The sequence below is a fragment of the Vibrio sp. 10N.222.54.E6 genome (genome assembly GCF_041473955.1).
In the GTDB taxonomy this organism is placed as follows: Bacteria; Pseudomonadota; Gammaproteobacteria; order Enterobacterales; family Vibrionaceae; genus Vibrio; species Vibrio tasmaniensis_A.
Genome location: NZ_JBFRTD010000034.1, coordinates 1 through 13,756, shown reverse-complemented (window position 1 = coordinate 13,756; position 13,756 = coordinate 1). Strand labels below are relative to the sequence as shown.

The following is a 13,756-nucleotide window of genomic DNA, read 5'->3' as shown; positions in this document are numbered from 1 at the left end:
AAGTAATCATGACTTGTAATAAATTTAAATTAACAACAGTTGCAGCCTTAGTTTTGGCTGCAACTAACGCGAATGCTGCACTGTACAAGGTAGTTGAAGTCGCGACTCCTAGCTCAATTGTCGGAGCTTCTGAAACGTTTGGTGTCGCGATTCAACCCGCGGCGGTTACCGGAACTGAAAGTTGTTTTACCAATGCTACTATCGGTGGTGTCGCATGTGATAGCTTTAAGCTAGCAGGTGAAACTCGTAATTCGCTTGAAGCCATTAGTTACCGTGAAGAAGTTCCTTTTGCTATGGATGCTGTCTTCCAATATTTACAAGAGTTCGATGACTTCAAAAACTATTGTAACCGTGAGCTAAGATATTCCACATGTGAAAGCTGGGCGAAAACTCGCTGGGAAGATACTTGGTTTAAGGAAAGAAACAACCTGAGTTATGTAAATGCAAAGGCATTTATAGAAGGCGGGGCAATACTCGATACTCGCAATACAGTGATCAACTCTCTAGATAAAGATGCCAACCCGCTCGGTGTTAAGTCTGAGGGAACCATCCGAAACAATGCAATATTTACAACGACAGCCAAGCCTGCAGGATCTTCTGAGACTCGAGCATGGAAAGCCATCACAGCGAGTAATGGTACTGTTTACAATGTAGGTAGTGTTTCTACTAGTGAAACCATTACGGAGACGTCAACGCCGGATCCTGTATTTAGTTCAAAAGCTGCTATTTGGGATGGTACGAATACCAAGCAAATCGATTGGACTCGTGGTGGAACTGCTAGACAAGGCGATTACTATGCTCAAGGTAGCATGCGTTCAATTGCCGAATCGGATACTAAGTTTTATGGCGTAGGCTACAATACTGTTGATGGTAGTGGTGATCTGCAAGATATGAATGCATCTGTATTCATCAGTAAATCTCTGGACTTAGCTGACAGCGCGAATACTTGGACGACCAAATCAATTGAGGGGGCTAAGGTCAACTCTAACTCGTCTAATGATTACAAATACAGTAACTCTGTAGCGACCGATATCAACAAAAACTTGTTTGTTATTGGTAACTCTAAGCGTAATGGTAGAGTGCCTGAAAATGGTAGCGCAGGCAGTAAGATGTTCGTTGTTACTGATGCTTCAGTTGCGACTCCAACAGCGACATACCTAACGGGTGGTATCTTCTTTGCTGGTTCGAGTGGTGAAGCTAGAGCCGTTAACAACTTCAATGAAATTGTTGGTCAAGTTGACGCAGAAACAACGCGTGAAGTTGATGGCAGTGAGCGTAGACACCGTGGCTTTATTTATCCATATCAAGCAACGGGTACTGACCCATCAAGAATTGATCTGTTTCAGAACAAAGCTTGGTTTCTAGATGATCTAACTAACGATGGCAACGTTTCTGGAGAGAACAACAAGTTCCGAATCATTGATGCTTCAGGCATCAACGATGCGGGTGTTATCTCTGCAACAGCTATAAAATGTATGATCGATACAAATGGAGACGGTAGAGGTAACGATGAACGAGCCTACGATACAACGTCTCACAACTCATACTGTGCTGGTGCTGCGTCTAATGCAGTAGAAGAGGTTGTTGCGGTTAAATTGATTCCTATCGAAGGTAAAGGTAAGAGCGATATCCAAGCTCGTAGTACTGATACAGCAAAGGTCGATCGTAAAGGCGGTAGCTTAGGTTGGTTCGCTTTGACTGTACTCGGCTTATTAGGGTTCCGTAGAAAATTTAAATAATTTCATCTCTTGAGCCCGAGTTCACAATTCTGAATTCGGGCTTTTTTATCGCCTTGAGAAAAGTGAAAAACTGGTCGATTCTTAAAGTTGGAGTCACAAAAACTCCGCAAAGTTGTAATCATTGTATGTTAGTAAATAGAACACCCGTATGAGGACTGCACTATGAAGAGACAAAAGCGTGATCGACTAGAACGAGCACAATCTCAAGGCTACAAAGCTGGTATAAACGGTAGGTCACAAGAAGCTTGCCCATATAGCCAAATGGATTCTCGGTCTTATTGGTTAGGTGGTTGGCGTGACGCCAAAGGTGATAAGCAATCAGGTCTCTATAAGTAGATAGGGCGGAACATATTCAAAGATCAAGGCTCCATTGCTGGGTACAGCAGTTGGAGCCTTGTTAGTTTCTGAGTGGGCATATAAGTTAGATAAAATAAATGTAATGGCGTAGAGAGCTAACACTTTAAGCTGATACTGATACTGATACTGATACTGATACTTGTAGTGGAATACACAGTTGCTGGTGGACTAAGACAGTACAGTTTCGGAATAAGAAAGTTTGTTTAATCAGTATACTCTAGTGCACTATAACTAAATGTATTGGAGTGAAAATAAAGCAGCCAATGGCTGCTTTATTAAAATCTAACTGCGTTACTCTAATTAAATGATTAGATTAGAATGCTGACGTATCTTGGAAAAGGCCAACTTTCAAATCTTTAGCAACATAAATCTCTTTGCCATCAACAAGTACGCGACCATCTGCAAGGCCCATAACTAGGCGACGGTTAACAACACGCTTCATGTGGATTTCGTAAGTCACTTTTTTCGCAGTAGGTAGGATTTGGCCAGTGAATTTCACTTCGCCTACACCTAAAGCACGGCCTTTACCTTTGCCGCCAACCCAACCAAGGTAGAAGCCAACAAGCTGCCACATTGCATCAAGTCCTAGACAACCAGGCATTACTGGGTCACCAGGGAAGTGACAGTCGAAGAACCATAGGTCAGGAGTAATATCCAGTTCAGCAAGAATCAAACCTTTACCGAAATCACCTTCAGTCTCAGACATTTTAGTGATGCGATCCATCATCAACATGTTCGGTGCTGGTAGTTGAGGACCTTCAGGCCATAGTTCGCCTTGGCTTGATGCTAGAAGATCTTCGCGAGTGTAAGAATCACGTTTGTTTTGCATTATCAATTACTCCAATTTTTGATAGGTGCATATTAGTGAACAGGTGTACGCTAAACAAGTCCGATCAGTACTAGACAAACCAGTTTTTAATGCGTCCAACAATTCCAATAGGGTGCTCATGTCTTTCAAAGTTTTCAATACGTTCCGCAATTTTGCTTAGAACGCTTTCTTGTTCATCGTCTCTAAATGGTTTGTTCATAATAAGAGGAATCGCTTCATCTACATTAGAGACAGACCAAATATGGAATTCTTTGTTTTTGATGCTTTCAATTAGGTCTGGCTTCAGAGCAAGGTGTCTTAAGTTGGATCTTGGAAGGATCACACCTTGTTCGCCAGTTAACCCGTTGTGTTTACACACATGATAGAAGCCTTCGATTTTCTCGTTTAGCCCACCAACTGCTTGTACACGACCGAATTGGTCGACAGCACCGGTTACCGCTATTTGTTGATTGATAGGGTATTCCGACAAAGCACTGACCAAAGAGCAAAGCTCAGCAAGAGAAGCACTATCGCCATCAACTTCGCAGTATGATTGCTCAAACACAACAGAAGCAGCATAGGGCAACGGATCTTCAAGGTTTAACGCGCTGCTTACAAACGCTTGCATGATCATCATACCTTTGGCGTGAAGGTTACCACCGAGTTCCGCTTTGCGCTCAACGTCGGCAATATCACCATCACCAAAGTGGATAACACATGAAATTCGGGCAGGTTCACCATACGATACTGGGTGTCCTGGTACATCGATAACCGTCAGACCATTAACTTGTCCAACTTGTTCACCCTCGGTTTCGATAATAACTTGGCCATCTCGAATATCATCAAGAGCACGTTCAGGTAAGTACGATTCGCGGTTGTATTTGTGTTGTTGTGCTTGCTGAATATGGTGACCATCAATCTCACCATGGTCGGCTTCAATCAAAGCTTCGTTCAATAACGCATTGTGCCAAATCGGGCATAACGGTATATAGCTTTGGTCTTCAGTTTCTCTCGCACCAGCAGTAAGAATGCCTGTCACCGCCTGTTGCGTGATGTTTGGCAGTTCATAACGTTGTTGGAGCCATTTAAGGTAACCAAGATATTGAGTCAACGTCTCTTCTGTTAGCTTTATGTCTTGTTCAATTTCACTGAATAGGCAGAAACCAGTTTGAATATCACTGTCTAGATAATCAAGATCGCCGAGTTGAGCTCGGTCTCCAACCACAATCAACTTAATATTGTAGGTAAGCGGTAAAGATGGAGATTGGTTTAAGTGTTCTGGGTTGCTACTGATGGGCTCTACGGCCTCACCAAGAAGTGCAGACTTAAGCAGTAACCAGCTTCCCGGGTTTGCTAGAATCAAGTTGGCTGAAACAATCAGATAACCATTGTTCGCTCTAGCCAGTAAGCCAGGCTTTGTCGCAACGACTTGGCCGTCTTTTGATTGAACTTGGTCAAACAGATAGACAGCATTTAAAGACTCAGTTTTTATTACTGGTAACGTGTGATCATCTAGAGCAGTTATTAAAGATTCAACGATCATTTGACGATAGATCGAATTGTCCGGAGCGTTGACAAGTAAAACACGCGAAAGGTTGGACAAGCGGACAAAGCGGGTTAACGCATCGTTGAATCTATGTTGAATGTCTGAAAATGGGAAAGGCGAGATGTCAGGGAATTGCTCTAATTGAGCGCTATATTCGTCGTACTGAGGCGTAACATGTCGCCAATCTACTAGAGTCATTTAAGTTTCTGATTATGATAATGAGGTAGGGAGTATATAGAAAAACCGATCTCGCTTGTAGCTCTATGTTGTAGTTACTAATCACTAAGCTAATATAAGTATGATCTTGGTCTATTCTTTCAAGACAACAATTGTTAAATAGCCTATTTTGGGTTACGCTGTCACTAGGATTAACTCTCGAGATTAGACATGAAATATCAGCAACTTGAAAACTTGGAATGTGGTTGGAAATGGAACTATCTGGTCAAAAAATGGAAAGAAGGCGAGTCGATCACCTGCCATATTGATTCAAGTGAAGCTGACGTTGCTGTACAAGCCTTATTGAAGCTTGAACACCAACCAACAGGTGTTCTTGAGTGGATATCTGACAACATGTCTCCTGAGCTCGATAACAAGCTTAAGCAAGCGATCCGAGCTAAGCGAAAGCGTCACTTTAATGCTGAACAAGTTCACACCAAGAAAAAATCAATCGACCTTGATTATCGTGTATGGGAAAAGCTATCCCAGCGTGCGAACGAGCTAGGTTGTACGCTATCAGATGCTATTGAGTATTTGGTGAGCGAAGCATCTCGTAGTGAACAGGCCAGCAAGACAGTAACCAATCTTAAAGAAGATTTAAGCAAGCTCCTTTCTGACGATAAATAATCATCAACAGTAGTGGTGACATTATGATGTATGTAATCTTAATCGGTGCAGCGTTGGTTTTTTGGTTAGTCGCGGTTGATAGGCCGGTATTGAAAATCAAATTTAACGATGGGGCGATCGAACAAGTTAAAGGTCATCTTCCACCCAGCTTTAAGCACAACCTTCAAGAGATTGGCCACAACAACACTTTTAAAGGTGAATTAAAAGTGTACGCAAAGCGGTCTGGTTATAATCTCAAGTTCACAAAGGATGTACCTAAGAACGTGCAACAACGTATTCGTAATGTATTCCCGCATAACGGCTTCAAATCTAAAGGCTCAAAGAAGGCGTAATGGTCAAGAATTACGTCTTATCTTGTCAATCTTCATACTAAGTTAGTTCTTCGGTTGTCTTAACCATCGTCATACTGTTCTCAGTTCCAATAAAGGAGAACAGTATGAGATATCTAATCCTTTTGTTGTTTTTTTCATCCCCAGTCGTATTTCCCGACGATGCATTGGTTAATCCGGTAGCCAAAAAAATCAAAGCCACGGTCATGAAAGGACTAAAAAAGAGTAATGTTGAAATCGATGGTTATTGTGACCTGATGATTGAAATGAAGCACTCCAAAGGTTATACAAAAATCAAGAGAGTGAGAACGTCCGGCGATAGTAAAGCTTGTAGACAGGCGAAACAGCACTTACCAACCAAGAAAAAGTTCAAATACAGTTTTCCAGAAAAGTACATCCGACTTCATATCACAAACTGACCATTATGATGCACTATAACTAAATAATATTAATTTGATTGACTAAAACGTCAATGAATACGAGTGAATTACGGTGATCTGAGTTAGATGTCAGTATGTTGCACTGTCACTTGATATAACAATATGTCTCGTAGGGCGTTCATTTTACTGATATCTATTTAACCGAAGGTGCCAAATGTACACGAATCTTGTTTAGCGACAGCGTGTTTAACGGGGATGCCGAGGTGTTGGCAAGTCATTAGTACCTTTAGTTTTCTATCGGCAGGAGCATGTTCTGAGAGAATCACAGAGCTTATACACTCTTTATTCAGATACAGCTTGTTGCCAATAATCTCTTCATTGGGCAGTACCCAGCGATATTCTTTTTCGTAACGCCAGTTTGAATGTTTGATTCCAAGTACGCTCACGGCTAATTTCGATGCTTTTGACTTAACTAGCGAAGGAGAGCTAAGCATGCTTGGGTTGTCAGTATACTGAACTTCAAAGCAATTGAGATCTGCCTCACCGTGATAACAGTTAAGATCATACTCAATACACATACCTTTAAAGTTATCGCCATACTGAGACCAAAGTATGGGATGGTCATTCGATTGAGAGAAGCACATAACCTTGAAGTCATTCTGAAGTTCTTTGTTGAACAGGTGATGAGATTCAAAAGGGTTATTAAAGGTCTTAGCGGAATCAAACCACAACGAACACTCGGATATCGATTGTATGTTTCTATCGTGAAGAGATCTGAACTTATAAAGTTTAGGCAACATATCAAACACCTGGTTTACAACATTGTCTGATGTTAACACTATAATTCATAATGTAAGCGTGAATGCATAGTGTTTGCTTGCTTAGTCACCAAGTTTAATCATATAACTGATTGATAGATCAAAATTTAAACACGAAATAGCAGCCTGTTTGAGTGATTTATCTTGCAATAGCGTTGGTTTTTCTAATAAGTTGCAACGTAACTTTATATTGGTGGAGGAATAGGCCTATATTTGGAGGCAATGTAAAGGAAGTTAAGTGAACCAATAATGATAAATCCGACCTCAAAGAGATCGGACTATTTGCAATGCTAGGCTAGTTGACCGCTATAAATTGGTCTAGTCATTGAAGGAACTTTAGAAATGGTATCTTGCACCAATGTATGCTGTTTTGGATGAAACATCGATGGATTCTATTTCAATATGTGCAGAGCGGTAACCGATATGAACGTCGATGTTATCGGTAATTATTGCGCCAAATTCTCCACCGATTTGGTAAGCGGCCTCAGATTCAGAAGCTGAGAGCCCAAAGGCTTTGATTTCCGTATCAATAGATCCAACGCCTGCTAACAGGGAGACATACAAATCCAAGACGTCGCCTTTAACGATGAATTTGGGTTTAACATTCACGAAGAAGGCTTGGCCTTCAATATCCATCATTTGAGCAAAGTTAACTTTGCCAATTTTTCGGTACTCCGCTTCTAATCCCAGCTTTACTACATCGTGTGTATTGAACTCATAACCGCCAACTAAGTTATAACTCAAGTCAGCTAGATCAGAAGAATCTTCAATTTTGCTACCGCGGTATTCTAATTCGGTTTCATTATAAAATCCGACATCTACACCTGCATAAAAATGACCAAGCTCTTTAGCTGCTGTGTCATTTTCATTAGCAAGCGCGTATGAACTCATGCCAAAAGCGGTGAATAGTGATAGGGCAACCATACCGATTTTCATATTAAGCCTTTTATATAATAAGTTATTGATTCCTTGAATACCTTACCAAATGTAGAGCTTTTAAACTAATAATGGTTTTGTGTAACCATCTGATTTTATGAACTTATTATCGATATAAACATCAATACGAAGCAACATGATTTGATTTTAGCCGTATCGCTTTATATTTACACAATCAGTATGCCCTTAGCCAAACACAACAAGGTGGCAGGTAGGGAAACTGCTCAATCAAAACAAAGCTGAGGCGTTAAAGCGTAAAGATGAACTCGAAAGTGAGAAGCATCAGGCGAGGGTACGGCGATTACAAAATGGTGAAGAGCAGGCCAGTAGCCTTGATGATATCAGCATTCGAGAGCGGGGGGTCAAAGACGAATTCATTCTCTTAGTGGTGTTTGTGCCGCTCATCCTATCGTTTATCCCTAATTACGCCCCTTATGTTGAGCAAGGCTTTAACGCGTTGCAGCGTATCCCCAGTCCGTATTGGTTTGTGGTGGGTGCTGTCGTAGTTGATACGCTCGGAGTGCGTGCGATGGTGCGTTATCTCCTCGAGTTTTATGTCTCGCGCTGGAAGGGCAAATGATGGGTTTTCTCGACACACTGATTATTGCGTTCATGACCGGCGGAGTCTCAAGCCTTGGCACGATTGCGGCTTTGAAAACCGACATCAACTGGATAAAGCGAGTGCAGCAAGACCAAGAGCAACGGATACGAAAATTGGAGGCCCCCAATGGCTAAGAAAGGTTATAAGTGCAAAGGTCGAAAGCAAAATGGCCAGTTAATGAAAGGCTACACACTTAGAAATGGGCGTGTTGTCAGGGCAAACACTACACGTAAACGCTATAAAAAACGTCGATAAAGCTCATTAATATGAAGGCAATCTCTTATAAAAATGTCTCTTTTTGTGCCTAATCTATAGGGGGTTGAACACTTAGCACTTTGTTTTACAGCTAATGATTTAAATCACTGTTATAAATAGGATTAATGGTTATAGTTATTGTTTCTAAACTAACTAACCAGAACACAGGGACTCTAAATTTAGTGCTCTCTATTTAATTGCGTTTTACACAAGCCATTAACATCAGTTTTGAGGTCAATTATGATTTTTCTGAATAAGTCGGGTTCAGTCCTACATGGTAGTGCGCTTTGCGATGAGTTAAAAGCGTTACTCATCGAGCACGAAGAATATTTAGGCTCATCTCTTATACCTGATTTATCACATATTAATTCTCGGGCAGAAAACCATACGGGTATTGATGTTTGCGATGTTACTTTTCTTGGCGGTAATGAATACCAACTTGATTATCAGTATCAGTGGTCAGTTTATAACGGTTGTGCCGACATGGATCTTGAAGGAGAAGAGGATTCTTGCATTTCCTTTACTCTTGAAATGGATGGTGAATTGGTATTCGATATTCTAGAGGTGGAACAACGCAACACACTCGAAGAGTTTTAGTGTTAATAAACGTTTAAGACAGTTTTTTTAACGTGTAATCATGCCTTATGGGATAGTTTGGAGTTATTTTGATACAAGTGGTAATTGGTGTGATTTTAGGGTTTACAGCTACAATTTGGTATGTAGCTTGGGATCTTCGGCTGAATTTTGATTCATCGCTGTCTGTGAATATTGTAATCGCTATAGCAACCGCGATAGCCGCCGCAATTCACTTCGACTCGGTAAAAAGCCAAGAGCGAGAAAGAATTTGGGAGCTGAACAAAACAGAACTCCTTAATTTGTCTAAAGAGCTATCTGATGTGATACACGAAACAAAACAGGCTATAGATTATGAGTCTTCTTCAGGTGACCCTGAATATCAAACTAAAGTCCTGAGTAACCCCAAGGTTTACAAAGCTCTAGATGAGAGAGTGTTGCTTCTAATCGAAGTTCAAAAACCATTACTACCTAAAAAGTTTATGCAATGTATTGAATCATTGCATGCATTAGATAAAGAAGTTTCGCGCCAGGTGTGGGATGAGGATTTAGACCATATTACAGCCCATGAAGAAATGCTTTCGAAATACACTGAGTTACACCAAGAGCTTAATGTGTCGATTCGAAAAATGGCAGGTATAAAAAAGCTATAACTAGCATTGAGAGGATTCTCAGTGCTCGAGTTTATAATTTTCCTTTTAGCACTTAATTGGCTTTACGCTTATTGAGGCCTCACAATCTCTTACTTGGGCTTAAAGGTTTTATCTAAGGTGTCAGCTTGGACTGACAAACTGATTAAGAAGAGAGTTATGACAATTAAGTATAAAGAGAGTTACGGCGACTACTATGTTTACTTCGAACAATATCCTAATGATTGTTATTGTTTGTGGAAAAAAAATAGTCAGGAAGAGAAGGTTTATTCTATTGAACGTATAGATGTTTTACCTCAATTGCGCAGGCGAGGGATGGCTCGTGAGTTATTAAATGCAGCGATTGAACAGATTAGAAGCGAATGCAATAAAGCGTGTATAGAGATTTCCGCACAACCGGATCAAGATAGTAAAATAACAAAGGAAAGCCTTGTAACTTTTTACGAGTCTGCTGAGTTTGAGGTCTATCAAAAGTATCGTTCACGTACAGACCTTCGCTTATATTTAGATGCATCAATGAAGCCTGATCCACTATTCGATAGTCCATTATATTTCAAATTTGTTATCTGATATGCGTGTCGGTAAGTCTAGAAGTACTTAAAATGCATGAGGATTTTACTTCGGCACAGCTTATTAAGGTAAAAACGATTTACCTTTGGGATACTTTACGAGAGAAATATGAACATAGTGTTAGCAACTTACAAAGATCCAGCTCATGGATTAGATTGGCATCAACAAACTCCCAAAATCGAAAAAAATACTCGAGAGCTTTTGGTGAACTCTGAGCTTCCATTGGAATTTTCTATACGTGAGGGGAATATTGGTCGCGGTGCTGACATGCCTGTTACTGTTGTAGAAATTCTATCTGTATTCGGCCTAGTAACATTTGTTATTCCTGAAACACATAAACGCATAAGAGAGTCTTTTGAAGAGTGGGGACGAATCCGAGAAAGTATACTAAATTGCATTTTCTTACTCAGCCGAAAAAATAAATTAGTTTCTCTACCGGAAGAAGTGCTATTTGCCAAGTCAGTTGAAAAACTCGTTTCGGAATTGAACGATGATGCTGTTTTTGTAAAACATGAAATAATTCATAGCATTGGTAGCCATGAAGATCATGCCGGCCTAATGGGTTTTTACTTTGATTGCGATGGAAAACAATGGCGTGTCGTTATCAATGGTTTGGCTAAAATTAAACTAATAGAACAGATATAGATAACATTAAAGCCCGATTCGTTATCGGGTATTTTGGGGCCTTATCGGCTTTCGTTTGTTTGGATACACGGTTTACGTAGGGCGCCGATAATTAGTAGGTAAAATATGAAACAGCCTCAATTCGATGGTGAAATGCTTCTTTGCTCTAATTGCTTTGAAGACGAAGGTTTAAAAATAAATGCATACAAAGTGGGAAATCAATCACCAGACAAGTGCCCAAATTGTAATAGTATCGACGGCAACAAGCTTACTAAGGAGTTAATTGAACAATTGGCTTGGCGGTTTTTTGTTAGTGGGACTACGAAACGCTGTGATTATGGAGCTGCGCCTGTAATTCAAATGAATGAATACCACTATGGAAAAAGTGATATCAGTCCATCACCTTGGCTAAAAAATGACATTAAATTAATCGAAGATACCGCCAAAATTGGTTTTTTCCATTATGGCCCACGTTTGTGGATGGTAGGTGAGGTTGAGCCCCTTAAAGATTTACAAAATGAAAATACTCGAGATTTAATTATCCAACGGGTTATTACTGAATACCCAGAAAAAATCATCCCTAGTGCTACTAAATTTTATCGCTTGAGAGTAAACCCTACCAGACCATCTGAGCCTATGGAGTATGATAGTCCACCAATTGAATTTTCAGGAAAGGGTCGATTAGACTCATCTGACTTATCTATTATGTATGGGTCTCAGGATATTGATGTTTGTATTCATGAATGTAGAGCTTCGGCAGATGACGACATTTATGTAGCTACGCTAAAAACTAAGAAGAACCTCCGGTTATTAGACTTAACACACGTGTTGGTAGAAGATAGAACCGAATTTGAGAATTTAGACTTAGCGATACACATGTTGTTTTTAGCTAAATCGCATTCTTATGAGATATCTCGAGCTATAGTCAAAGCTGCTGAAAAGGTGGGCTATGACGGGGTGATTTATCCTTCTTTTTTCAGTTTAATTCGAACTGGTGGGCACCCATTTGATACTGTTTATGGTTTATCTTTACGTCGACATCATCCAGAAAGACAACAATACGCTGATACTCAAACCATAGAAAACTTAGGCCTTTTTGGTTCTCCATTACAGTCTAATTTTGTTGAAGTGGTTTCTATAAACCGGCTTGTTATTACGCATGTAGCTTACCAAGGACATTTTGGCCCAGTAGAATACTGACTTTTCCTTGATTTGACTCTATCTAACCATATGAAACAAAGGGACAATTATGGAACTGGCGTTATTAGTCTTACAGTGTATGACACTATTGGGAGTTAGCGGTATATTCATGTTTCGAAGGATGTTATTTTCCTATTCTTCAGAAAAAGGGAAAAATCTCGCAACAAAGCAAGATATTGAATATATAACTAGGAAAGTTGAAAGCACCAAAAATGAGTACATATCTGATATTGAGCGATTAAAAGTCGAATTAGCGTTGCTGTCGAGAAAGAATGACATACTTTTAGATGAGAAAATAAGAGTGTTCAAAAAGCTGCAGAGTAGGTTGGTTGGATTTAAGAGGTATTGTGAAGCGTCTCTAGGCTCTTTTGATTCCCGAGGTGAATTTCATCCAACCTTGGAGTTTCTCGATGCTAGTATAGATAGATCAGCGCTACTTCATATAACCGCATTGCATGAAATTGAACAAGAAGATTTCATTTTCCTCTCAGAACGTTCTAAGAAAACACTTTCAGACTTGCGGGATAGTTGTTCAATAATGTGCAGCATGGAGCTGGTAATATGCAATAACCAAGATGATAGGAACCTAGCTGAAAGTGCAATTCCCGTATATGAAAAAGCAATGGATATCATCGATATTTGCCTTCAAAGTTTATTCGAAGAACTTGAATTTCCATTGAGAAACGGATAATTGCATCGGTCTAAACATATATTTGATGCTAGGAATTGGTTCATATTGGGTGTTGGGGTATATAGAGTAAAACGTAAAGTCCTGGAGAGCTAGTAACGTTTTATATATAGCTGTTGTGACTGGTTTTATTTAAATTTGGTAGGTACCCAAGGTTTCGCTGGCATACGGCGTCCGCCACGAAATGGCAACGGATGCTCCTTAGGTGGGTAAAACTTTGGGGAATCAATTCGACCGTGGCGTTCGACGAGCTGACGATGTTCGTCGCGCCAATACGCAAAACTGAGCAATTCTTTCGGATTAAACTCGCGTCGTTCAGGCGTGATCAAGGTGGCACGATCATAGTGCACCTTAAATCCATTCCAACGATGGTCTAAAGGCAAATAACCGCGAGCGTGGATGTTCATCAATTTTTCGGCCATCGGGTTCACAGGGACTTCACCTGAGAGCCAACGCTGGACCGTGATCGGTTGAACATGAAAAAAGGCCGCGGCGTCGTGGATACCATCAAAGTGATGATGCACGAGATCCGCAAAGTGTGGCGTGAGCATGTGATCTCCTTCAAAAATTAAGACAAGCGTGCAAAGTTTTTTTCCTCCTCATAAAGTGTGTTTGTAGTAGAAAGTCTCTGGAAACGGCAACACGTCAGCGTAAAAATCAGAGACACGAAAACCAAGTATAGCCAACAATATTGAACGCAACGTGCATAAACGTGCAGTCAAAATCCATAAAACCAACAACATTAAGGACTTAATCCGGCGTGGTGTGCAAAATCCGTAAGGACTAAGGTACTGAAACTCCTCACATTTTACGTACAACCTGTCAATCCCATTTTAAAA

General features: G+C 40.4%; 18 protein-coding genes. 13 read left to right on the top strand and 5 right to left on the bottom strand.

Translation table 11 applies throughout. The features are described 5' to 3' along the window. The first annotated feature begins 8 nt into the window (after positions 1-8). Both AB4513_RS19115 and rmf read left to right on the top strand, forming a co-directional pair. Complete coding sequence (locus AB4513_RS19115) at positions 9-1,739, top strand: DUF3466 family protein (protein WP_102257888.1); 1,731 nt, start codon at positions 9-11, stop codon at positions 1,737-1,739. Between the two features lie 162 nt (positions 1,740-1,901). Then, a complete protein-coding gene (gene rmf / locus AB4513_RS19110; RefSeq protein WP_009846667.1) occupies positions 1,902-2,075 on the top strand; it encodes a ribosome modulation factor in 174 nt (57 codons plus the stop codon). A gap of 334 nt (positions 2,076-2,409) precedes the next feature. On the opposite strand, the gene fabA is transcribed toward rmf, so the two are convergent. Together fabA and AB4513_RS19100 are read right to left on the bottom strand one after the other, a co-directional pair. Then, positions 2,410-2,925 carry a bifunctional 3-hydroxydecanoyl-ACP dehydratase/trans-2-decenoyl-ACP isomerase gene (gene fabA, locus AB4513_RS19105; RefSeq protein WP_010440782.1) on the bottom strand — a complete coding sequence of 172 codons (516 nt, stop codon included), beginning with the start codon at positions 2,923-2,925 and terminating at the stop codon, positions 2,410-2,412. Between the two features lie 70 nt (positions 2,926-2,995). Further along, positions 2,996-4,648: a Lon protease family protein gene (locus tag AB4513_RS19100; RefSeq protein ID WP_102257887.1), complete on the bottom strand. Its 1,653-nt coding sequence runs from the start codon at positions 4,646-4,648 to the stop codon at positions 2,996-2,998. A gap of 189 nt (positions 4,649-4,837) precedes the next feature. Between AB4513_RS19100 and matP the strand changes: the two genes are divergently transcribed. From matP to AB4513_RS19085, 3 genes are all read left to right on the top strand, one after another. Continuing rightward, complete coding sequence (matP, locus tag AB4513_RS19095) at positions 4,838-5,293, top strand: macrodomain Ter protein MatP (protein ID WP_009846670.1); 456 nt, start codon at positions 4,838-4,840, stop codon at positions 5,291-5,293. A gap of 23 nt (positions 5,294-5,316) precedes the next feature. Next, positions 5,317-5,625, top strand: coding sequence for a DUF3634 family protein (locus AB4513_RS19090; RefSeq protein ID WP_012603889.1), 309 nt, complete (start codon positions 5,317-5,319; stop codon positions 5,623-5,625). Positions 5,626-5,729: 104 nt separating this feature from the next. Continuing rightward, positions 5,730-6,041: a hypothetical protein gene (locus AB4513_RS19085; RefSeq protein WP_017101103.1), complete on the top strand. Its 312-nt coding sequence runs from the start codon at positions 5,730-5,732 to the stop codon at positions 6,039-6,041. Between the two features lie 158 nt (positions 6,042-6,199). Here AB4513_RS19085 and AB4513_RS19080 read toward each other — a convergent pair whose 3' ends face one another. Together AB4513_RS19080 and AB4513_RS19075 are read right to left on the bottom strand one after the other, a co-directional pair. Continuing rightward, the gene (locus AB4513_RS19080) at positions 6,200-6,802 is read right to left on the bottom strand and encodes a DUF2971 domain-containing protein (protein WP_029225506.1); all 603 of its coding nucleotides are present in this window, start codon (positions 6,800-6,802) and stop codon (positions 6,200-6,202) included. 354 nt (positions 6,803-7,156) lie between these two features. Next, positions 7,157-7,756 carry a porin family protein gene (locus AB4513_RS19075; protein ID WP_102257886.1) on the bottom strand — a complete coding sequence of 200 codons (600 nt, stop codon included), beginning with the start codon at positions 7,754-7,756 and terminating at the stop codon, positions 7,157-7,159. 220 nt (positions 7,757-7,976) lie between these two features. On the opposite strand from AB4513_RS19075, the gene AB4513_RS19070 reads away from it, so the two are divergent. The 8 genes from AB4513_RS19070 to AB4513_RS19035 all read left to right on the top strand — a co-directional run bounded on the left by AB4513_RS19070 (position 7,977) and on the right by AB4513_RS19035 (position 12,920). Next, positions 7,977-8,336 (top strand): hypothetical protein, encoded by a 360-nt coding sequence (locus AB4513_RS19070; protein WP_102257885.1) that lies wholly within the window; start codon positions 7,977-7,979, stop codon positions 8,334-8,336. Next, positions 8,333-8,491, top strand: a complete 159-nt coding sequence (locus AB4513_RS19065; RefSeq protein WP_157936397.1) for a hypothetical protein — start codon at positions 8,333-8,335, stop codon at positions 8,489-8,491. The genes AB4513_RS19070 and AB4513_RS19065 overlap by 4 nt, the downstream gene beginning before the upstream one ends. A 361-nt stretch (positions 8,492-8,852) precedes the next feature. Beyond that, entirely contained in the window at positions 8,853-9,209 is a 357-nt protein-coding gene (locus AB4513_RS19060; RefSeq protein WP_102257884.1) for a hypothetical protein, read from the top strand. Positions 9,210-9,286: 77 nt separating this feature from the next. Then, complete coding sequence (locus AB4513_RS19055) at positions 9,287-9,838, top strand: hypothetical protein (RefSeq protein ID WP_240798345.1); 552 nt, start codon at positions 9,287-9,289, stop codon at positions 9,836-9,838. A gap of 156 nt (positions 9,839-9,994) precedes the next feature. After that, positions 9,995-10,405, top strand: a complete 411-nt coding sequence (locus AB4513_RS19050; RefSeq protein WP_102257882.1) for a GNAT family N-acetyltransferase — start codon at positions 9,995-9,997, stop codon at positions 10,403-10,405. A 108-nt stretch (positions 10,406-10,513) separates the two neighbouring features. After that, positions 10,514-11,050, top strand: a complete 537-nt coding sequence (locus AB4513_RS19045) for a hypothetical protein (protein WP_102257881.1) — start codon at positions 10,514-10,516, stop codon at positions 11,048-11,050. A 105-nt stretch (positions 11,051-11,155) separates the two neighbouring features. Continuing rightward, positions 11,156-12,229, top strand: coding sequence for an RES family NAD+ phosphorylase (locus AB4513_RS19040; RefSeq protein WP_198592102.1), 1,074 nt, complete (start codon positions 11,156-11,158; stop codon positions 12,227-12,229). A 49-nt stretch (positions 12,230-12,278) separates the two neighbouring features. Beyond that, positions 12,279-12,920: a hypothetical protein gene (locus AB4513_RS19035; RefSeq protein WP_102257880.1), complete on the top strand. Its 642-nt coding sequence runs from the start codon at positions 12,279-12,281 to the stop codon at positions 12,918-12,920. A gap of 125 nt (positions 12,921-13,045) precedes the next feature. Here the strand turns inward: AB4513_RS19035 and AB4513_RS19030 are convergent, their stop codons facing one another. Beyond that, complete coding sequence (locus tag AB4513_RS19030) at positions 13,046-13,468, bottom strand: phage protein (protein WP_102257879.1); 423 nt, start codon at positions 13,466-13,468, stop codon at positions 13,046-13,048. Positions 13,469-13,756: the final 288 nt, after the last annotated feature.

What these genes read in the sequence shown, in the direction of transcription:
- AB4513_RS19100 (WP_102257887.1), bottom strand. Translation starts at nt 4,648, where the DNA reads ATGACTCTAGTAGATTGGCGACATGTTACGCCTCAGTACGACGAATAT.
- AB4513_RS19050 (WP_102257882.1), top strand. Translation starts at nt 9,995, where the DNA reads ATGACAATTAAGTATAAAGAGAGTTACGGCGACTACTATGTTTACTTC.
- rmf (WP_009846667.1), top strand. Translation starts at nt 1,902, where the DNA reads ATGAAGAGACAAAAGCGTGATCGACTAGAACGAGCACAATCTCAAGGC.
- AB4513_RS19085 (WP_017101103.1), top strand. Translation starts at nt 5,730, where the DNA reads ATGAGATATCTAATCCTTTTGTTGTTTTTTTCATCCCCAGTCGTATTT.
- AB4513_RS19045 (WP_102257881.1), top strand. Translation starts at nt 10,514, where the DNA reads ATGAACATAGTGTTAGCAACTTACAAAGATCCAGCTCATGGATTAGAT.
- AB4513_RS19035 (WP_102257880.1), top strand. Translation starts at nt 12,279, where the DNA reads ATGGAACTGGCGTTATTAGTCTTACAGTGTATGACACTATTGGGAGTT.
- AB4513_RS19040 (WP_198592102.1), top strand. Translation starts at nt 11,156, where the DNA reads ATGAAACAGCCTCAATTCGATGGTGAAATGCTTCTTTGCTCTAATTGC.
- AB4513_RS19115 (WP_102257888.1), top strand. Translation starts at nt 9, where the DNA reads ATGACTTGTAATAAATTTAAATTAACAACAGTTGCAGCCTTAGTTTTG.
- AB4513_RS19065 (WP_157936397.1), top strand. Translation starts at nt 8,333, where the DNA reads ATGATGGGTTTTCTCGACACACTGATTATTGCGTTCATGACCGGCGGA.
- fabA (WP_010440782.1), bottom strand. Translation starts at nt 2,925, where the DNA reads ATGCAAAACAAACGTGATTCTTACACTCGCGAAGATCTTCTAGCATCA.
- AB4513_RS19075 (WP_102257886.1), bottom strand. Translation starts at nt 7,756, where the DNA reads ATGAAAATCGGTATGGTTGCCCTATCACTATTCACCGCTTTTGGCATG.
- AB4513_RS19030 (WP_102257879.1), bottom strand. Translation starts at nt 13,468, where the DNA reads ATGCTCACGCCACACTTTGCGGATCTCGTGCATCATCACTTTGATGGT.
- matP (WP_009846670.1), top strand. Translation starts at nt 4,838, where the DNA reads ATGAAATATCAGCAACTTGAAAACTTGGAATGTGGTTGGAAATGGAAC.
- AB4513_RS19080 (WP_029225506.1), bottom strand. Translation starts at nt 6,802, where the DNA reads ATGTTGCCTAAACTTTATAAGTTCAGATCTCTTCACGATAGAAACATA.
- AB4513_RS19060 (WP_102257884.1), top strand. Translation starts at nt 8,853, where the DNA reads ATGATTTTTCTGAATAAGTCGGGTTCAGTCCTACATGGTAGTGCGCTT.
- AB4513_RS19090 (WP_012603889.1), top strand. Translation starts at nt 5,317, where the DNA reads ATGATGTATGTAATCTTAATCGGTGCAGCGTTGGTTTTTTGGTTAGTC.